At 72.5% G+C, this 19,843-nt stretch carries 13 protein-coding genes; 6 read left to right on the top strand and 7 right to left on the bottom strand.

What is annotated here, in order from left to right:
• Positions 1-8: 8 nt before the first annotated feature.
• Entirely contained in the window at positions 9-605 is a 597-nt protein-coding gene (locus ASG51_RS01110; RefSeq protein WP_056211151.1) for an AprI/Inh family metalloprotease inhibitor, read from the bottom strand.
• 569 nt (positions 606-1,174) lie between these two features.
• On the opposite strand from ASG51_RS01110, the gene ASG51_RS01105 reads away from it, so the two are divergent.
• Both ASG51_RS01105 and ASG51_RS01100 read left to right on the top strand, forming a co-directional pair.
• On the top strand, positions 1,175-2,158 hold the full coding sequence (locus ASG51_RS01105; RefSeq protein ID WP_056378920.1) for a DUF2778 domain-containing protein: 984 nt from the start codon (positions 1,175-1,177) through the stop codon (positions 2,156-2,158).
• 466 nt (positions 2,159-2,624) lie between these two features.
• Complete coding sequence (locus ASG51_RS01100) at positions 2,625-4,226, top strand: multicopper oxidase family protein (RefSeq protein ID WP_056378521.1); 1,602 nt, start codon at positions 2,625-2,627, stop codon at positions 4,224-4,226.
• 62 nt (positions 4,227-4,288) lie between these two features.
• Here the strand turns inward: ASG51_RS01100 and ASG51_RS01095 are convergent, their stop codons facing one another.
• The 4 genes from ASG51_RS01095 to ASG51_RS01080 all read right to left on the bottom strand — a co-directional run bounded on the left by ASG51_RS01095 (position 4,289) and on the right by ASG51_RS01080 (position 9,250).
• Entirely contained in the window at positions 4,289-6,283 is a 1,995-nt protein-coding gene (locus ASG51_RS01095; RefSeq protein ID WP_082513816.1) for a methyl-accepting chemotaxis protein, read from the bottom strand.
• Positions 6,284-6,438: 155 nt separating this feature from the next.
• Positions 6,439-7,683, bottom strand: a complete 1,245-nt coding sequence (locus ASG51_RS01090) for a cytochrome P450 (protein WP_056378519.1) — start codon at positions 7,681-7,683, stop codon at positions 6,439-6,441.
• Entirely contained in the window at positions 7,680-8,987 is a 1,308-nt protein-coding gene (locus ASG51_RS01085; RefSeq protein ID WP_056378517.1) for an FAD-dependent oxidoreductase, read from the bottom strand. Before ASG51_RS01085 ends, ASG51_RS01090 begins: the two co-directional genes overlap by 4 nt.
• A complete protein-coding gene (locus ASG51_RS01080; protein WP_056211143.1) occupies positions 8,984-9,250 on the bottom strand; it encodes a ferredoxin in 267 nt (88 codons plus the stop codon). Before ASG51_RS01080 ends, ASG51_RS01085 begins: the two co-directional genes overlap by 4 nt.
• Before the next feature lie 233 nt (positions 9,251-9,483).
• Between ASG51_RS01080 and ASG51_RS01075 the strand changes: the two genes are divergently transcribed.
• Entirely contained in the window at positions 9,484-11,610 is a 2,127-nt protein-coding gene (locus ASG51_RS01075) for a TonB-dependent receptor (protein ID WP_056272657.1), read from the top strand.
• 115 nt (positions 11,611-11,725) lie between these two features.
• Positions 11,726-11,983: a hypothetical protein gene (locus tag ASG51_RS01070; RefSeq protein ID WP_056211140.1), complete on the top strand. Its 258-nt coding sequence runs from the start codon at positions 11,726-11,728 to the stop codon at positions 11,981-11,983.
• A gap of 172 nt (positions 11,984-12,155) precedes the next feature.
• On the opposite strand, the gene ASG51_RS01065 is transcribed toward ASG51_RS01070, so the two are convergent.
• Together ASG51_RS01065 and ASG51_RS01060 are read right to left on the bottom strand one after the other, a co-directional pair.
• Positions 12,156-12,530, bottom strand: a complete 375-nt coding sequence (locus tag ASG51_RS01065; protein ID WP_056211138.1) for a DUF6481 family protein — start codon at positions 12,528-12,530, stop codon at positions 12,156-12,158.
• 243 nt (positions 12,531-12,773) lie between these two features.
• Positions 12,774-12,983 (bottom strand): cold-shock protein, encoded by a 210-nt coding sequence (locus ASG51_RS01060; RefSeq protein WP_055952791.1) that lies wholly within the window; start codon positions 12,981-12,983, stop codon positions 12,774-12,776.
• Positions 12,984-13,534: 551 nt separating this feature from the next.
• Here ASG51_RS01060 and ASG51_RS01055 point away from each other — a divergent pair.
• Both ASG51_RS01055 and ASG51_RS01050 read left to right on the top strand, forming a co-directional pair.
• Positions 13,535-15,511 (top strand): autotransporter assembly complex family protein, encoded by a 1,977-nt coding sequence (locus ASG51_RS01055; RefSeq protein WP_056378515.1) that lies wholly within the window; start codon positions 13,535-13,537, stop codon positions 15,509-15,511.
• Positions 15,511-19,842 carry a translocation/assembly module TamB domain-containing protein gene (locus ASG51_RS01050; protein ID WP_056378513.1) on the top strand — a complete coding sequence of 1,444 codons (4,332 nt, stop codon included), beginning with the start codon at positions 15,511-15,513 and terminating at the stop codon, positions 19,840-19,842. The genes ASG51_RS01055 and ASG51_RS01050 overlap by 1 nt, the downstream gene beginning before the upstream one ends.
• Position 19,843 lies beyond the last annotated feature (1 nt).

Here is a 19,843-nt window from a genome sequence, read left to right as displayed (position 1 = left end):
CGCGGGTTTCAGCGCACCATCGCCAGCGACGCGCCGGATTTCGACAGCGCGCCGTCGAGGGCCCCGCCACCCTGACGCAGCCGGGCCGCGACGGTGCCGCCGGGCTGGTAGAGGTAGACCTCGCCGTCGCGGTAATCCCAGGCGGTGACCTTGGAGAGGTCCTTGTTCGGGCAGCCGGAGGCGCTGGCCTTGTAGAGGTCCAGGGCCGGAGCGCTCGACAGGGAGACCTTGCAGCTCGCGCCGGTGGCGTCCTTGGCATTCCAGGTGCCGACGACGGACGAGCGGCCGCCCGCCACGACCGGCGGCGGAGCCGGGGCGACGGGGGGCGCCTCCGGGGCGATCACCGGGGTCGAGGGGGCGACGGCCACGGTGGCGCCCACCGGGGGCGGCAGGTCCGCCGGGGCGGCGGTGGCGCCCGGCGGCGGGGCCAGCGGCTCCGAGGTGACCGGGCCGGACGGCATGGCGGGGACGACCGGCTCCAGGGCCGCCTGGGGGCCGGGGGCGATCCGGCCGCGCGTGGGACCCTCGAGGCGCTGGGAGGCACAGGCGCCGAGGCTGGCGGCGAGCGCGAGGACGGCGGCTGTCGACAGGAGCGAACGCGGCATCGATGTCATGTTCCGAGCAGGTGCGGGTGGGGAGCCCGGGGGCTCCTCGTTTCGGCCTGCGTCACCGGCAATTGCGCTGGCGGCAAGGCGCCGGGCGCGGGCGGTAAGGGATTTGCCGGGACCGCTCGATCTTTCGCGGCGGGTGTGGCGTTCGTGCCTCAGGGGATGGGGCCGACCCCCGGCTCCGTCGCGCCGGCCTGCCGCGCGGGCATCCGCCGGCGTTCCGCCAGGACGAGGTGCCGAGCGGGATCCGACCCCGGCGCGAGGATCGACGCATCGCGCTCGGTATCGCATTCCGGACGAAAGTGTGGTGACACAGGATCGGCAGTCTTGCGCCGGAGGTTCGGCAGATTCCGCGAATAAAGGCGCGCCGGATGCAAGCATGTGTCCAGTTTCGGCACAATCCCGCCTCAGAAACGCCGAGTCGACCGGGTCGGATAGCCCCGTGACGGACGGCGCAAGTCGCGCGCCCGTCATCCGCGCCCCCTGGGGCCGGACCGAAGGCCCGGCACGCGCGCCGGCCCATGCAGGAGATGGAGCCGACCATGGCGGAAGCTGCCGAGCGTTCCATGTCGACCCGACCCGGTCGCGCCGCCCGAGGCCTGGGCCTCGCGGCCCTCCTCCTCGGCGGCGGTATCGCGGGTTTCGTCGCCTGGTCCCGTCCGCCGGCCGCGATCCCGACCCTCGCCGCCGTCACGCCGGTGGACCCGCCGGCAGCGGCCCCGGTCGGTGCCGACAGGTCTGCCGACTCCGCCGCCGCGACGTCCGCCGACCCGGCGCCCGAAGTCCCGGCGCCCGTGGCACCCGAAGTCCCGGCGCCCGCGAGCGTCGCCGAAGCCACGACAGCAACCCCCGAGGCCGCGCCCGAGACCGCGCCCACGGCTATGGCGGAGCCGGCCACGGCCCAGCCGCCCCTCGTGGCGCGGTGGGTGCCGCTGCCGGTGCCGCGACCCCCGGAATTTCGCGCCGGGCGCCTCTCCGCACGGTCGACCCGCGCGGCGCCCGCCCGGACCGCCAGCGCGGCGCCGCCCCCGGAGGACACCCGCTCCTTCATCGAGAAGCTCTTCGGCGTCGAGAGTTCCGAGCCGCCGCGGCTCGCCTACGCGGCCCTGGAGACCAAACCCGTCGACGACGTCTTCCGGCGCGCCCTCAGCGCCGTGCCGACCAGCCCGACCGGCGGCGTCGCGGTCTACGATATTCGCGCCAAGGTCGTGACCCTCCCGAACGGAGAGAAGCTCGAGGCGCATTCGGGGCTGGGCGAGAGCATGGACAATCCCGGCCACACGCATGTGCGGATGAGGGGGCCGACCCCCCTCGGCACCTACGACATCCGCGAGCGCGAGCAGCCGTTCCACGGCGTCCGCGCCCTGCGTCTCACCCCCGTCGGAGGCCCCGAGGCCATCCACGGCCGGGTCGGCCTCCTCGCCCACACCTACATGCTGGGTGCGAGCGGCGCTTCGAACGGCTGCGTCTCGTTCCGCGACTACGACAAGTTCCTGCAGGCGTACCTGCGCGGCGAGGTCCAGCGCCTCGTCGTGGTCGCGGGCGGCTAGGGGCCTCACGGCCACTCGTCACGGGGCCGCGGTCCGGGATCGCGTCGGGCGCATCGGCGCCGTCGAGATCCCTTCGCGGAGGCCGTGCGTCGCGGTCCCGGCTGAGACCGCGTGGAAAGATCTGTCCCAGGACTCATCCGCATTCGGCGCGTTTCGCGTGCTGTTCGCGTGTCTTCGCGCGTCGGCAGGCGCGCCCGCCCCCGATGGGGTCCAGGGTCTCGTCGGTGTTCGGGATCGGTACGACACGCCGACGACGCTCGGCGGGACGTCTGCGCGTCGCCGCGGCGTCTTGGTTGGGAAGGAGCGTCGCCGTGCGCGCAACGACACCATGACGAAGACTTGTGCAATACTGTCGCTTCAATACTGTAAAATATACAACAAATGCTGCTTTCGGGATGGTGTTGGCCGATGAATTCCTGATAAGGCGATTGATGGATTGGTCGAATGAACCGGTGAGAGGCTGAGGATGCGGCGGCGTACATTCGTGGCGGGTCTCGCCGGGTTCATCGGGTCCCGGCCCGCGTCGGCGCAGATGCGGCACGACATGGGCACGATGGCGGGCCAGGGTGCACTTGCCGCCCCGACGCCGGCGGCGCCCGTCCTGCCCCAGGGGCAACCGCTGCGCGACCTGCCGCGCCTGCCGAACCAGTCCACCGTTCCCGGCCGCTTCAGCGCGACGATCACGGCCGGCCCGGGCGTCGTGCGCTACGCGGAGGGTCTCGAGACGCCGGTGCTGCTCTACAACGGCGTCCAGCCCGTGATCGAGGCGACGGAGGGCGACCGGATCGCGATCCGGTTCCGGAACGGCGTTCCGGGACAGCCCTCCACGATTCACTGGCACGGGATGCCGGTCCCGTCCGATCAGGACGGCAACCCGATGAACCCGGTCGCGCCGGGGGACGAGCGCGTCTACGCCTTCGATCTCCCCGAGGGCAGCGCAGCGACTTACTGGTTTCACCCGCACCCGCACGGCTTCACCGCCGAGCAGGTCTATCGCGGTCTGGCGGGCCTGTTCCTCGTCAAGCCGAAGGTCGATCCCATTCCGGCCGCCTACGGCGACACCGTCCTGATGCTCACTGATCTGCGGATCGCCGCCGATGGAACGATGCCCCGGAGCACCATGGCCGACGCCATGAACGGCCGCGTCGGCGACCATGTGCTGGTCAATGGGCAGAAGAACCCGGTCCTGTCCGTAGCGCCGGGGGAGAAGCGCCGCATCCGCCTCGTCAACGCGACGAATGCCCGGTTCCTGCGCCTCGGTTTCGAGGGCGCGCGCATGCTCCTCGTCGGCACCGATGGCGGCTTGGTGGAGACGCCGGTTCCGGTCGACGCCGTGCTGATCACGCCGGGCGAGCGCGTGGAACTCATCGTCACCTTCGACCGGCCCGGGGAGGCCCGGCTGACGACGCGCCCCTATGCGCGGGGCTGGATGGGGCCGGGTGAGCCGAAGGAGGCCGGCCTCGTCCTGCTGACGGCCCGGGTGTCGGGCCAGCCGGCCGCCGCCTCCCCGCCCCTGCCGCCGGTCTTGAACCGGATCGCACCGCTCGGCGAGCCGGTCGTCTCCCGGCGCTTCGTCTTCACGGAAGCCATGACGCAGGGCGGCGGCCGGGATGGCTCGAAGGGCATGGCGGGTATGGGAGGCATGGCGGGCATGGGAGGCATGGCGGGTATGGACCGGGGCGCGACGGCGCCGCCCGGACCCGCATCGGCCGCGCCGTCCGGCGGCATGGCGATGCGATTCCTGATCAACGGCCGGAGATTCGACCTGGGCCGCATCGACGAGGTCTCGAAGGTCGGCCAGGTCGAATCCTGGAGCATCGTCAACGAGTCGGACATGGACCATCCGTTCCACGTCCACGGGACCCAGTTCCAGATCGTGGACATCGCGAAGGGCGGCGCGGTCCGGACGCCGGAATTCCGGTCCTGGAAGGACACCGTCAACGTGGCGGCCGGCGAGACGGTCCGCATCCGCCTGCGCCAGGACATGGCGGGGCCGCGCATGTACCACTGCCACATCCTCGAACACGAGGATCTCGGCATGATGGGAACGCTCGACGTCCGGGCCTGAGCCGGGCCGGATGCCGGCGCGGCTGCGGGACGGACCGTCGCGCAGCCGGCGCCGGGCCGAGGTCAGGCGGCCCGGATGGCGTCGAGGAAGGTCTCGACCTCGCGCTGGACGGCCACGGCCTGGGTCGAGAGTTCCCCGGCCGCCATCATCACCTGCTGGGCGGCGCTGCCGGTCTCGCCGGCCGAGGCCAGCACCCGGGCCACGTTCGCCGAGACGTCCTCCGTCCCGTGGGCGGCCTCGATGGCGTTGCGCGAGATTTCTCCGGTTGCCGCCGTCTGCTCGATCACGGTCGCGGCGATCGTTTCCGTGATGCTGTTGACCGACCCGATGGTCTGGCCGATCTGGCGGATCGCGGTGACGGCCTGGGCGGTGGCCTGCTGGATCGCCGCGATGTGTCCGCCGATCTCGTTCGTGGCGCGCGCCGTCTGGCCGGCCAGTTCCTTGACCTCCGTGGCGACGACGGCGAAGCCGCGTCCGGCCTCGCCGGCCCGCGCCGCCTCGATGGTGGCGTTCAGGGCCAGCAGGTTGGTCTGGCCCGCGATGCTGGAGATCATCGTCACGGCTTCGCCGATCTGCTCGGCGGCGGCCGACAGGCTGGCCATGGCCACGTCGGTCGCCTGGGCCTCCCGCGTCGCCGCGGCCGCGACCGTGTTCGACTGCTTCACCTGACGCTCGATCTCGCGCAGGGAGGCCACCATCTCCTCCGCCGCCGAGGCGACCGTCTGCACGTTCGCGGAGGTCTGCTCGGCGGCCGCACTGGAGGCCTGGGCCTGATGACTCGTCGCGTCGGCCACGCCCGTCATGGAGCGGGCGGTGGCGTCGAGTTCGGTGGAGGCCGCGGTGACGACCCCCACGGCGGCGCCGATCGTCCGTTCGAACCCCTTGACCAGCTCGTCGACGCGGTCGGCGCGGCGCTGACGGGCGGAGCGCTCCGAGACCTGCTGGGCCTCGAGTTCGATGCGGGCGATGGCGTTCCGGCGGAAGACGTCGACGGCCTTGGCCATCGCGCCCATCTCGTCCGTGGCGTCCTGCGACGGCACGACGACCGCCGTTTCCCCGGCGGCCAGGCGGGTCATGGCCTCGGTCATCCCGGCGATCGGGCGGATCAGGCTGCGGGCGATCAGGACGGCCATGCCGCCGCCCAGGATCAGCGCCAGGGCGATCAGGCCCTGCTGCAGGCGCTCGCCGAAGGCGACGGTCGCCTCGGTGGTCGCGGCGACGGCCTTCATCCGCCCCTCGGTGACGGCGCGGGATTGGACCCCGGCGGCCGTGATGGCGGCGACCTTCGTCTTGATGCCGTCGAAATCGCGGCGGCTGTCCTCCATGGCCTTGGCGGCCTCCTGGAAGGCGCCGATATAGCTGGCGAACGCAGCCTCGCCGCGGGTGATCGCCGCGGCGGACGCCGGGTCGGGATCGAGGGCCCGAAGCGCCTTGCCGGCGGCCACGGCCGTCTGGGCGTAGTCCGCGAAGATCGTCGGACCCTTGGGGTCCAGGGTCGTCAGGAAACGCCAGGCGGACATCCGCGTCAGCAGGACCGCGCTGTCGTAGGTCTGGGCCTGGATGAGGTGCGCCACGCTGCCGTTGGCCCGGATCTCCTGGAGGATGGCCTGGTTCAGGCGGGTCAGGCCGTTGCCCTCGTCGAACAGGCGGGTGCGAGCCTCGGCCAGGGCGGCGCCGCTGGCTCCCAGGCGGACGACGTCCTGCTCCAGGTCCCGGCCTCCGTCGGGCAATTGGGCGTAGACCTTCCGACGCTCGTCCGAGGCCGTGTTCCGCGTCACCCGGTCGCCGATCTCGACGATGCTCCGGCGGGTCTGATCGAGGTCGACCAGGGTCTCCGGCTTGGCCGTGGCGCTGTATGCGAAGGATTGGGCGATGAGCCGGTCGGTCAGGCCCGTGATCGTGTAGATGTCGCGGGTGTTCGTCTCGATCCGGTTGCGGTTCTCGTACTGGCCGGACAGTTCGGCGAACTGGTAATGCGATGCGATGCCCAGGCCGGCGATGAGGAGCATCAGCGTGCCGAAGCCGGCATACAGGCGGGTCCGAATACCGAACTTCATTGCAGTGTCTCGCTGAGTAGGATTACGTCGCGAGACCTTTAATAGGCTAGATCCAACAATATTCCGTTAAAAGAGCAGTATAGAAGTCCGTCTGAGCAAGGCGCATTGCTTGCAGGGTCCACCTAACCTTCGGGATGGTCCCGCGCGGCCGGACCCTACGGAGCGATGCCGTCGATGGCGAGGCGCAGGTGCTTCGGGCCGCGCAGGGCCGAGCCCGGCCGGTAGGGCGGGGGGTCGACGGTCAGGCGCGGGTTCTTCAGGCGGCGGGCGAGGGCCACCAGGGCGGCCTCGACCTCGAAGCGGGCGAGCGGCGCGCCGACGCAGTAGTGCAGGCTGCCCCCGAAGCCGAGATGGCGGTTGTCGGCCCGGTCGGGATCGAAGCGGTCGGGCTCGGCATAGACCTCGGGGTCCCGGTTGCCGGAGGCGAGCAGCAAGACGAGGGGGGCCCCCTCCGGGATGGTGACGCCGTTCTGCGTGATCGGGCACAGGGTCTTGCGGGTGCGGAACTGGACCGGGGGCTCGTAGCGCAGCAGCTCCTCCACGACGCGGGGGGCGCGGGACGGGTCCTCGCGCAGGCGCCGCAGCTCCTCCGGGTGGCGGAGCAGGGTCAGCATGCCGTTGGTGATGAGGTTCACCGTGGTCTCGTGGCCGGCCACCAGCATCAGGATCGCGGTGGCGATGAGGTCGAAGTCGCTCATGCGCCCGTGGCCGTCGACGGGCGCGGTGGCCAGGCCCGACAGCATGTCGTCCTGCGGATCCTTGCGCTTCTGCGCGATCAGGCCCTGCATGTATTCGGAGATGGCATCGAAGGTGCGGCTGTTCTCGGCGCGCAGGTCGTCGTCCTGCAGGGTGTCGGGTTCGAGGGCGGTGGCGAGCTGCGTCGCCCAGCCGTGGAACTGCGCCTCGTCCGCCGGCGGGATGCCCAGGAGTTCGCAGATCACCGTCACGGGGAGCGGATAGGCGAGGTCGTCGACGATATCGATGGCCGTCGCGTCCCCGAGCCTGTCGAGGATCTCGTCCACGAGGACGTGGGAGCGCGCCCGCAGGGCCTGGACCCGCTCCGGCGTGAACTGCTGCATCACGGCGGCGCGCAGGGCGTCGTGGTCCGGCGGATCGCGGAAGATGAAGGGCCGGTGGGTGTCGGTGATGTGGTCGCGCACCGGCTTCACCAGCCAGTCCTTGAGCGGGTTGCCGGTCTTGGGCCGGTCGGCCGGCGGCAGGGTCTCGGAGCTCACCCGCGGGTCGTGCAGCAGGCTCGCGATCGCCGCGTGGGAGGCGGCCACGTAGGTGCCGTCCGCCTGGCGCGAGACCGGGCATTCCCGCAGGCGGGCGAAGAGCGGGTACGGGTCCGGCCGGGCGGCCTCGTCCTTGATCTGCGCGAACAGGGTGTGGTCGCTCATGCCGCGTCCTTCTCGGAAGATGTGGGCTCGGCGGGTTCGGGGAAGGCCGGCGGCAGCACCGCGAACGGGCCGGCATCGACGCCGCCGGTCTCGGGCGGGAACGGCGCCCCCGCGGCGATGTGCTCGGCATAGGTCGGGAGCCAGCGGGCGCAGTCGAAGGCCACGGCGGCGATGCAGCGGCCCTCCCGGCCGTAGACCGCCACGAACCGGCCCTCCTTCAGGCTGCCCCGGGCCACGACGAAGCCGTCGGCGCCCGTGGTCAGGCCCACCGACTTGAGGGTGATTCCGCCCTGGCTCGACCAGAAGGCGGGCACCTCGGCGTAAGGCTCCGGCGCGAGGCCGGCCAGGAGCCGGCCGGCATGCCGGCCCTGCGCGACGGCGTGGCCCCAGTGCTCCAGGGCGATGCGGTGGCCCGGATAGAGCGGATGGGGAAACCGCGCAACGTCGCCGGCCGCCGCGATCCGGGTATCGGGCCGTTCGGATTCGTCGAGGACGTAACCCTGCGCGTCGCAGTCGATCCCGCCGTCGTCGCAGGCGAGGCCCGAGCCTTCGAGCCAGCCCGTGTTGCGCACGGCACCGAGGGCCACCACCACCACGTCGGCCGGGAGAACCGTGCCGTCGGCGAGGCGGACCCGCGCCACGCGGCCGGCGCCGTCATCCTCCAGGGCCGCCACCTTGACGTTGCTGCGGATGGTGGTGCCGAGGCTGGCATGCAGGGCCTCCACCACGGAGCCGAGATGCTGCCCGAGCACCTTGGCGAGGAGGGTCGGGCCGGTCTCCACCAGGGTGACGGTCAGACCGAGGGCCCGGCACGAGGCCGCCACCTCGCAGCCGATGAAGCCGCCGCCGATGATGACCACGTGGGCCGGGCCGGCGGCGAGGTCGCGCCGCAGGGCCTCGGCCTCGTCGCGGCCCCGCAGGGTATGCACGCCCGCGAGCCCTGCTTCCGCGGCGTTCGGCCAGCCGCGCGCGGAGGCCCCGGTGGCGATGAGCAGCCGGTCGTAGGGCACCACCTCGCCGCTCGCCAGCGTCACGGTCCGCCGGGTGCGGTCGAGGCCGGTTGCCGGATCACCGAAGCGCCAGTCGGCCTCGAGCGCCACGAGGTTCGGCAGCGTCGTGGCGTCGGCCGCGACCTCCCCGGTGAGCACCGCCTTCGAGAGCGGCGGCCGGTCGTAGGGGCGGTGCGGCTCGGCCCCGATGATGGTCAGGGGGCCGCAGAAGCCCGCCTGCCGCAGGCTCTCGGCGCCGCGCAGGCCGGCCAGGGAGGCCCCGACCACCACGATCCGCGTCTCGGCGTCGCTCATCGCGGGTCGGCCCCGGCATCCTCGACGCGGATGGCCTGCACCGGACAGGCGATCCGGGCGCGCTCGATGTCGTCGCGGGCGGCGGCCGAGGGGGCCGGGTCGTAGTGGAGGGCCTCGCGGCCCTTCAGGACGAAGTGGTGGGGGGCCGCGTAGCAGCACTGGGCGTAGGCCTGGCAGAGGTTCAGGTCGACGGTGACCCGCAGGCCCCCGGCGGCCCGGCGCCCGTCGGCGCTCGGCCGGTCGTGGTGGTTCAAGTCGGACATGCTGGCGCAATCTACCCGACCCGCTCACGGTTCCGCGACGCACCACGTGCCACGGGGACGCGGCCCGGCGCGCGAACGGACGCCGCCCCGGGACCGGCCGCCGGTGATGCGCCCCGGCCACAGGGGAGCGGGAAGAGGGTCCGCGCCCCGACAGGCACTTGTCATACAATAACATCCCCATCATGAAACATTATAACGTTGAGTGATGGGGTGAGCGGGTGCGTCGATCGCGGATGGTGTGGGCCGGCGCGGCCCTGGCGGGGGCCGGCCTCGGGGCGAATGCCGGCGCGGCGCAGCAGGCCCAGGCGACCCTGGACGAACTCAGCGTCACCTCGCCGAGCCCGATCCAGCCCGTCCGCGGGGCGGGCGGCGCCGCGGGCGACGCCGGCGCGTCGTTCCCGGTGGGCGTGCTCCCGGTGGTGACCAGCACCTACTCGCCCGTCACCGTGGTGACGCAGCAGCAGATCGCCCGCGAGCAGCCGCGCACCCTCGGGGACGCCCTGTTCGACCGCCCCGGCATCTCCTCCTCGACCTACGCGCCCGGCGCCGCCAGCCGGCCCATCATCCGTGGCCTCGACAACGCCCGGGTGCGCATCCAGGAAAACGGCGTCATCAACAACGGCGTGTCGGACCTCGGCGAGGACCACACCGTTCCGGTGAACCCTCTCGTCAGCGACCGGATCGAAGTGATCCGCGGACCGGCGACCCTCCGCTACGGCTCCGGGGCGATCGGCGGCGTCGTCTCGGCCGAGAACAACCGGGTCCCGACCTTCATCCCGGCGAACGGGGTGTCCGGTCAGGTCACGACCGGATTCTCCAGCGTTGACAACGGGCGGCTCGGCGCCGCGACGGTGGATGCCGGCAAGGACGGCATTGCGGTCCATGCCGACGGCTTCCGCAGCGCCACGGACAGCTACGCCATTCCGGGCGGGATCCAGCGCAATTCGGCCACCGAATCCCAGGGCGGCTCCGTCGGCATCTCGGCCATCGGCGACCGCGGCTTCGTGGGCATCTCCTTCAGCCACTACGACGCGCTCTACCAGATCCCCGGCGGGGAGGCGGCCGAGAGCCGGACCCGCCTCGACCCGCGCCAGGATCGAGTCGTCGCCCGGGGCGAGTACCGCCCGCTGGACGGCCCCCTGGAGGTGATCCGGTTCTGGGCCGGCGGCTCGGTCTACCGGCACGACGAGCGCGGCATCGGCGAGACCGGGATCGACGGCATCCAGGCCACCTTCAAGAGCCGGGAGGCCGAGGGGCGCATCGAGGCCCAGCACGTGCCGGTCTTCACCGCCCTGGGGACGCTGACGGGCGCCCTCGGCGTGCAGAGCGGACGCAGGGTGCTCAACACGCAGGGGGAGAGCTTCCTGCCGCCGACGGAGTCGCGCTCGAACGCGGTCTACCTCTTCGAGCAGCTCGACGTGGGCCACGGCCTGCGCTTCCAGGCGGCCGGGCGCATCGAGGGCACGCGCTCGGCGAGCACGGCGGTGCAGTTCCCGAGCGACTACCTGCCGGTCGAGGGGCAGGATCCCCTGGCGTTCGGCCTCAAGCGACGCTTCGCGCCCAAGAGCGCCAGCTTCGGCGCCCTCCAGGACCTGCCCTACGGCTTCGTGGCCAGCGTGAACGGCTCCTACGTGGAGCGGGCGCCCACGGCCTACGAGCTGTTCTCGCAGGGACCGCACGACGCGACCGAGACCTTCGAGATCGGCGATCCCCGCCTGAAGCTCGAGCGTGCCCGCACGGTGGAGATGAGTCTCCGCCGGGCGCAGGGGCCGCTGCGCCTCGACGCGACGGGCTACTACACCCGCTACACCGGCTTCATCTACAAGCGCGACACGGGCAACCGCTGCGGCGACGACTTCGCCTCCTGCGGCAGCGGGGACGAACTTCGGCAGATCGTCTACGCACAGCAGAACGCCACCTTCTACGGTGCGGAGATCGCCGCGCAGCTCGACCTGATCCCGGTGGGCAACGGCTGGGCCGGCCTCGAGGCGCAGTACGACTTCGTCCGGGCGCAGTTCGACGACGGCTCCTACGTGCCACGCATTCCACCCCATCGCCTGGGCGGCGGCGTGTTCCTGGCGACCGAGGGCTGGTTCGCCCGGGTGAACCTGCTGCACGCCTTCGACCACGTGGAGATCGCGCCGTTCGAGACGGTCACGCCCGGCTGGAACGACCTGCGCGCCGAGGTGAGCTACACCAAGGCCGTCGATCCGGCGCTCTACGGCGCGAGCGAAGTCACCCTCGGGCTGCAGGGGCGCAACCTCCTCGACGACGACATCCGCAACTCGGCCTCGTTCAAGAAGGACGAGATCCTGCTGCCGGGCCGCAACGTCCGCCTCTTCCTGACGGCACGCTTCTGAGCCGCGGCGCTTCCGCGTCTCGCCGTGACAATAAAAGCCGACGCGGGGGCCCAACCGTGCTACACGGAGCCAACCCCGCACGACCCCGTGCCCTGGGCAACCCCATGAGGCCCAAGTGGCAAATGCGTTCAAGAGCGGTGCGTCGCAGTCGCGATCGACCAATGATTTCAACGAGCGCGCGAAGCTCCTGTCCGAGCGCCTGGGCGCGATCGAGAAGCCGGTCCAGATGAAGCGCGGGAACGCGCCGCGCCGCACCTTCAAGGCAGGCCCGCGTCCCGAAGAGGAGACGGCGGAGCCGGCCGAGGCCCAGACCGAGGGCCAGGAGACCGCCGAGGGCGAGGACGCCGAGTCCGAGACGCGCTCCGAGAGCTGAGGACGAACGCGGTTCGCCCGATCGTCCAACACGAAAAGGGCCGACGCGCCGCGTCGGCCCTTTTCGCTGTCTGGTTCGCGTCCGTCCCGTTCCGGGCGCCGCCGAAGAGGTGCGCTCAGGAGTGGTTCGGCGGCGCGCTCATACGCCTTGACCCTTCGCCGCGGGCCTTAGGTCAGCGGCGGGCCTTGGCCTTGCGCGCCGCGTAGCGGGCATCGCGGGCCGCCTTCTTGGCGACGAGCTCGGCGGCCTTCGCCTCGGCGGCGGCCAGAGCCTCGGCTTCTTCGCGGGCGATCTGCGCGGCGAGTTCCGCTTCCTCGCGGGCCCGCTTGGCTTCCGCCGCGGCCTTCTCGGCGGCGATCCGGGCCGCCTCGCGCTCGCGGGCGCGCTCTTCGCGGGCGCGGGCGACCTCGGCGCGGGCCTGCGCCTTGGCGATCATCTCCGGATCATCGGCCGGAGGACGGGCCTTGAATTTTTCCAGCAGCATCTGCTTGGCGCTGACGGAGTTCTTACGGCGATCGTCGAAGTTCCTGTAGTCGAAGGCGCCCATCTGACCTTTCTCATGTGGTGTGTCGCCCGCATCCGGCGTGGAGCACGCGCGGTATGGGGCCGTGGAAAAACTGGGGTATACGCTGATCTTGCACCGCAACAGCCCCATGCCCGACCGCCTGCCGGGAATCAACAGAAGCCGCTCATCGAAAAGCGGCTTCTGACAGGTTGTTGAAACGATGCCGCAGCATTCGAGCCGGTCTCGGGCCGCCCGCATCGGGCGACCCGGACCGACCGGCGGCGATCAGGCCGCCTGGAGGTTGCCGGCCGACTGCTTGCCGGTGCGGCGGTCGTTCTCGATCTCGTAGGAGACCTTCTGACCCTCGATCAGGTTGCGCATGCCGGCGCGCTCCACGGCGGAGATGTGAACGAACACGTCCTTGCCGCCGTCATCCGGCTGGATAAAGCCGTAACCCTTGGTCTCATTGAACCATTTCACGGTGCCCGTGCTCATGGTGCTGTTCTCCTGAAGCGTTGTCTTGCCTGCCATCGGCTGCCCGGTGCCCGCGTCGCAATCGCGCGGGCACCCGAGGCGCAGGGTCGTCGGATGGGATGTGCGATCGCAGCGGCACCCGCGTGCAGGACTGGCGAGCAGTCCTGGGAAAAGGGCGGGTGAGCTACCCGGAATGAGCCGGCCATGGAGCGATGGGGACAAAAGTAGGAAGCCTGCGACGCAGGGACAAGGCGCCAGCCAAAGCCGGGTTCCCTGGCCGATGGCGGAAAGCCGAGGCGGAGCCGGGCCTGCGGCGAACCGCGCAACCACCCCCGCGGCTGGGGGTAGAGCGGTGCACCGCGGTTGCTGCACCGCCGCCGGACCGGTAGGCTGGCGGTCAACATATGTGGGTCCGAAGGGCCCTGGGACAGGGCCGGGATGCGGGACCGGCAGCGGGGCCGCGGCCCGGAAGGGGATGGGATGGCGAGGCCTGCGACGCAGCGACGAAAGCCGGGAGCGCAGGCGCACCGGGCTCGCCGGAACGGCCATTCGTGACGCGGATTCGGGGGCGGATGCGTCGCGCGTCGGTCTGGAGGCTCGCCTGCTTCGCCTGGCCGCTCGTCCTCGGTTCGGCCGGGGCCGGGCTCGCCGTGGGGCCGGCCCGGGCTTTCGACCTGTTCGGACTGTTCGGCTCCGAGGAGGAACCGCCGGTTCCGAGCGCGGGCGCCCTGCCCTACACGGTGAAGATCTCGGGCATCGATGACGACGACGTCCTGCGCGCGCTGCAGGACACCTCGACGCTCTATCGCCTGCGCCAGGAGGCGCCGCCGGACGGCGAGGGCCTGGTGCGCCGGGCGGAGGCCGACCAGCGCCGCCTCGCCGACGTGCTCTCGGGCTACGGCTACTACCAGGGCACCGTCGCGATCCGCGTCGACGGCGTCGCGCTGGCCGGCGAGTCCACCGTGGTGGCGGCCGCCCGCGCGGCCGAAGCGTCGCGCTCCCGCGCCCTCGTGCCGGTCAAGGTCGTGGTCGATTCCGGTCCCCTCTACACCCTGCGGTCGATCCGGGCCCGCGACCCCCGGGGCAACCCGTTTCCCGAGGAGGTCCTGCCGGAGCGCTTCACCCGCGTCGGGGACGACGTGCCGGCCCGCTCGGCCACCGTGCTGGCCCGCGAGGCCAAGATCGTCGATCGCTTCCGGGCCCTGGGCCATCCCTTCGCCAAGGCGGTCGCCCGCGACCCCGTGGTGGACGACGCCGCCCACGTCATGGACGTGACCTACACCGTCGATCCCGGGCCGATCGCCGGCCTCGGCGAGGTCGCGGTGCGCGGCACGCAGGACATCGACCCGGCGGTGGTGCGCTCGTTCATCTACGCCGAGCCGGGCGATCCCTACTCGCCCAAGGCCGTGTCGGACATCCGACGCTCGGTCGCCAAGGTCGAGGGGTTGGGCTCGATCCGGGTGCGCGAGGGCGAGACCCTCGATCCGTCCGGCAACCTGCCGATCTTCGTTGACGTCACCGAGCGCGAGAAGAACCTGATCGGCGTCGCGGCCCGCTACTCCACCGTCGACGGTCCCGGCATCCGGGCCTACTACGCCAACCGCAACCTGTTCGGCGGCGGCGAGACCTTCCGGGTCGATGCCGACATCTACTATCTCGGCAACGACCTCTACGCCAAGCAACGCAAGGCCGCCGGCATCGACTCGAACGGCCTCGGCGGGCGGCTCTCGGCCACCTTCGTCAAGCCGGGTCTCTGGGGCACCCGGAACGACTTCATCGCCAACGTCTTCGTGGGCCGCGAGGCGCAGCAATCCTACGTCAGCGACGCGGCGGGCGGCACCGTCGCCCTGCGCCACCGCTTCTCCGACACCTTCTTCGCCCAGGTCGGCCTCGACGGACAGGCCGGGCGCTCGCAGGACGCCCTCGGCAAGGTCGATTACCGCCTCGTCGGCGTGCCGCTCTCCGTGAGCTACGATTCCACCGACAACCTGCTGGATCCGACCGAGGGCGTGCGCCTCACCGCCTCGGCGACGCCCTATGCGGGCTTCCTCGGCTCCGATCCGTCGATCTTCGTCGCCAAGGCGCAGGGCTCGACCTACTACGCCTTCGACGACGAGGGCCGCTACATCCTGGCCGGCCGCATCGGCTTCGGCTCGATCTCGGGGGCGAACCTCGAGGACATCCCGGCCAACATCCGGTTCTTCGCCGGCGGCGGCGGTTCCGTGCGCGGCTTCCCCTACCGGACGCTCGGCCCGCGCGGACCCTTCAACCTGCCCATCGGCGGACGCAGCCTGCTCGAGGCCTCGGTGGAGGCGCGCATCAAGGTGACCGACACCATCGGCGTCGTGCCCTTCATCGACGCGGGTACCGCCTTCGCCGGCAGCCTGCCGGATTTCGACGAGCGCATCCGCTACGCGGTCGGCCTCGGCCTGCGCTACTACACCGGCATCGGCCCGATCCGGGTCGACCTCGCCTTCCCGATGGACCGCATCAAGGGCAACCACGAGCGCCCGGTGGCCCTGTACATCAGCCTGGGGCAGTCCTTCTGATGGGATTCTGGAAGCGTCCGCGCGCGCAGGTCGCCGCCGCCACCCTGTGCCTCTCCGTCTTCGCTGCGACGCCGGCCACCCTGACCTACGCCGACGAGGGCGAGAAGACCGTGCTCGGCGGCCTCCTCTCGAAGGCCCTGTCGACGCCGGGCTCGCGGGTCGCCATCGGGGCCGTGGACGGCGCCCTCTCGTCGGACGCCACCATCCGCGACGTGGCGATCAGCGACGCCAACGGCGTCTGGCTGAAGCTCGACCGGGCGCGCCTGGTCTGGCGCCGCCTCGCCCTGCTCTCCGGCCGCCTGGAGGTGGACAGCCTGGAGGTCGGGCGCCTCGAAGTGCTGCGCCGCCCCCTCCCCGCCCCGGTCTCGGCGACGCCGGAGCCCGACGGATCGCTGCTGCCCGACCTGCCGGTGAAGGTCGAGGTGAAGACCTTCAAGCTCGCCGAACTCGTTCTCGGCGAGGCCCTCGCCGGGCAGCCGGCCCGCCTGACGGCCGAGGGCCGGGCCAAGCTCGGCGCGCCGGCCGAGGGCCTCGACCTCGATGTGGCGGTGCGCCGCCTCGACGCCGAGGGGCGCTTCGGCGCCCGCCTGCTCTTCGTACCGAAGGGCGAGACCCTGGAGCTCAAGACCACCCTGGTGGAGCCCACCGGCGGGCTTCTCTCCAAGGCCGCCAACCTCCCCGGCGCACCCCCGATCAACCTCGACCTCGACGGGCGCGGCACGCTCGACGCCTGGAACGCCCGCCTCGACTTCGATGCCGGGCCGGACCTCGGGGCCCGCGGCACCGCCCGCATCTCCCGCATCGGGGCCGAGCGCCGGCTCGCCCTCGACCTCGCCTCGCGGATCGAGGGCCTGCTGCCCGGCCCGGCGGCGGCGATCTTCTCGGGCACGACCAAGCTCGACGGCGGCCTGCGCTTTTCCGACAGCGGGGCCTTCGGCATCGACCGGCTGGAGCTGACCTCGCGCACGGCCCGGCTCGAGGCCCAGGGTACCCTCACCGCCGACCGGATCGCCGACTTCCTCGTCTCCGCCCGCGCCGTGCCCACCGAGGGCGGCGTCACCAAGGCGGCGGATGCCGAACTCGACACCCTGGTCTTCGATGGCAGCGTGAAGGGGCCGATCGCGCGGCCCGTCGTCAATGGCACGCTGAAGGCCGCGGGCCTGCGCGCCGGCGGCTCGGTACTGGAGCGGGTCGACGCCACCCTGTCCATGGCGCCGGCCGGCGCCGATCCCGCCGCCGCCCGCTTCGTGCTAGCCGCCGACGCCAAGGTGGACGGCCTGCGCCTCGCCGATCCGGCCCTGCGCCGGGCCATCGGATCGCGGGCCGGGCTGAGCTTCCGGGGCACGCTGCAGCCCGACGGCATCGTCGACGTCGCCGAATTCAAGCTCGACGGCCCGACGGCCCGGGCCGCCTATGTGGGCCGGATCGGGCAGAACACCCTCGCGGGCACGCTCGATGCGGCGCTGTCCGACCTCGCGGCCTTCTCGGAGGTGGCCGGGCGGCCGCTCGCCGGCACCCTGACGGCGCGGGCGGCGCTGAGCGGCGACCCGGCCCGCAAGGCGGTGAACGCCGATCTGGACCTGCGCACCTCGGGCCTGGTCCTGTCCCTGCCGGCCCTCGACCGGACCCTCGGCCCGTCGCCGCGCTTCAGCGGCCGCCTGTCGCAGGTCTATGACGGCTACGCCTTCGAGAACGCCCGCCTCGAGGGCGCCGAGATCGTCGGGCGCCTGGAGGGCCGCGCCACCGCGCGCCTCGCCGACGCCAAGCTGCTGGTCGACCTGAAGGACCTGTCGACCCTCGACCCGAAGCTGTCCGGCCGCGCGCTCCTCGACGGGCGCCTCACCGGCACCCTGGAGAAGCCCGATCTCACCGCCACGCTCACCGCCGACGACGCCCGCGCCCTCGGTCGCCCCTTGCGCGACCTCCGGGTCGAGACGGCGCTGACGGACGTCACCGGCGCCCTCGACGGCACCCTGCGCCTGTCCGGCGCGGTGGGCGGAAAGGCCCTGCGCGGGGACGCCCACGTGGCCCGGCCCGCCCCCGACGCCTGGGTCCTCGACCGCCTCGCCTTCGGCCTCGGCTCGGTCACCCTCGACGGGCACGCCGCCCTCGACGCCCGCACCTTCCTCACCGAGGGGGCGCTGGCCCTCAAGGCCGGGAATCTAGACGACCTCGCGCCCCTCGCGCTGACACCGATGGCGGGCAACGTCGAGGCCGCCGTCACCCTGTCCCGCGCGGGCGGGCGCCAGGACGCCGGCATCCGGGCGAACGGGGCGTCCCTGCGCTTCGGCGAATTCGCCCTGTCGCGCCTCGACGCCGACCTCACCGGGCGGGACCTGCTCGGCCGGCCCATCGTCGACGGGCGGGTGAACGCCGACCGCCTCCTCGCCTCCGGGCAGAGCCTCGACACCGTGCGCCTCGTCGCCGTGGGCTCGCCGAGCGCCAGCGACATCACCCTGACGGCCAAGGCCCGGGGTTTCGACCTCGACGGCGCCGCCCGTCTCGTGCCGGGCGAGCGCACCCGCATCGACCTGTCGCGCTTCTCCGCCGCGCGGGGTGGGGACCGCTTCGCCCTGGCCGGCCCCGCGAGCGTGACCCTCGACGGAGGCTCGGCCGTGATCGACAACCTCGTGGTGTCCGCCGGTAGCGGCCGCCTCAGCCTGTCGGGCCGGGTCGGCGAGGCCCTCGACCTCAAGCTCGGCATCCGCAGCCTGCCCCTCGCCCTGGCGCGGATCGCCGCGCCCAACCTCGCCCTCTCCGGAACCCTCGACGGCGAGGCGGACCTGCGCGGCTCCGCCAACCGGCCCGAGGGCCGCTACGCCCTGACGGTCGCCCGCCTCATTACGCCCGAGACCCGCAAGGCCGGCCTGCCGCCCATCGACGCCCGGGCGAGCGGCACGGTGAGCGACGGACGCGCCGGGATCGACGGACGGGTCTCCGCCGGGCGCGGCGCCGAGCTGACGGTGACCGGCTCCCTGCCGGTGGCCCCCGGCGAGGCGCTGGCGGTGAAGCTGCGCGGCACCCTCGACGCGGCGCTCGCCAACAGCCTCCTCAGCGTCGGCGGCCAGCGCGTCGCCGGGCGCATCGCCCTCGACGCCGGTGTGACCGGCACCCTCGCGGCCCCCCGCGCCGAGGGCAGCGCCACCCTGACGGGCGGTTCCTTCACCGATCCGCTCCAGGGCATTCGCCTGACCAACATCGAGGGACGGGTCACCGGCCGGGGCGACACCCTGGTGGTGGAGCGCCTGACCGCGCTGACCCGCAACGGCGGAAGCCTGCGCGGCGACGGCCGGGTGGCGCTCGATCCCGCCGCCGGCTTCCCGGGCTCGCTTCGGGTCTCGGCCGAGCGGGCGGAGCTCGTCTCTAGCCCGCTGATGACGGCCGTGGCGAGCCTCAACCTTGCGCTCACGGGGCCACTGGCCCGAACCCCGAAGGTGGCGGGCCGGATCGACCTCGTCTCCGTCGACGTCTCGGTGCCGGACCGCCTGCCCGCCACGGTGCAGCCCCTGCCCGAGATCCGTCGCGTGAACACGCCCCCGGAGGTGCGCGCCCGCCTCGCCGCCCGGGCCGATCGCCGCGCCAAGGTCGCGGCCCTGGGCAAGCGGGGCAAGGTCGCCCCGCCCTTCGACGCCACCCTCGACGTCGCCGTGAACGCCCCCAACCGCATCTTCGTGCGCGGCCGCGGCATCGATGCCGAATTGGGCGGCGCCCTCCGGATCACCGGCTCCTCGCGAGATCCCGTCGCCACCGGCGATTTCGAGATGCGGCGCGGCCGCCTCAGCGTGGTCGGCCAGCGCCTCGACTTCACCCGCGGGCGCCTGACCTTCGGCGGCGAGATCGCCACGCCGGATCTCGACTTCGTCGCCGAGACCAAGGCCGCCGAGGTCACGGCGCGGATCGCCGTGACGGGTCCGGCCAACCAGCCGAGCTTCCTCCTCACCTCGGACCCGAGCCTGCCGCAGGACGAGGTGCTCTCGCGCCTGCTGTTCAAGAAGGCCTCGGGGGGCCTGTCGCCGTTCCAGGCCCTGCAGCTCGCGCAGGCCGTGGCCCAGTTCTCCGGCGGGGCCGGCGGCGTCGACGTCTTCGAGCAGGCCCGCAAGGGCCTCGGGCTCGACAGCCTCGACGTCTCCACCGGCGCCAGCGGCGGACCGGCGCTGGGCGCCTCGCGCTATCTCAGCGACCGCCTCAGCGTCGGCGTGAAGGCGGGCGCCAAGCCCGCCGACACGGCGGCGACGGTGGATTACGACGTGACCCGGCGCATCAAGATCCAGGGCGAGGCCGGCAGCGACGGCCGCACCGCGGTGGGCGTCGGGGCCGAGTGGGAATACTGAC

This window comes from Methylobacterium sp. Leaf465, from assembly GCF_001424705.1.
Classification (GTDB): Bacteria; Pseudomonadota; Alphaproteobacteria; order Rhizobiales; family Beijerinckiaceae; genus Methylobacterium.
Note: the sequence above shows the minus strand (reverse complement) of the source record. Positions and strands in the feature narration are given on the sequence as shown.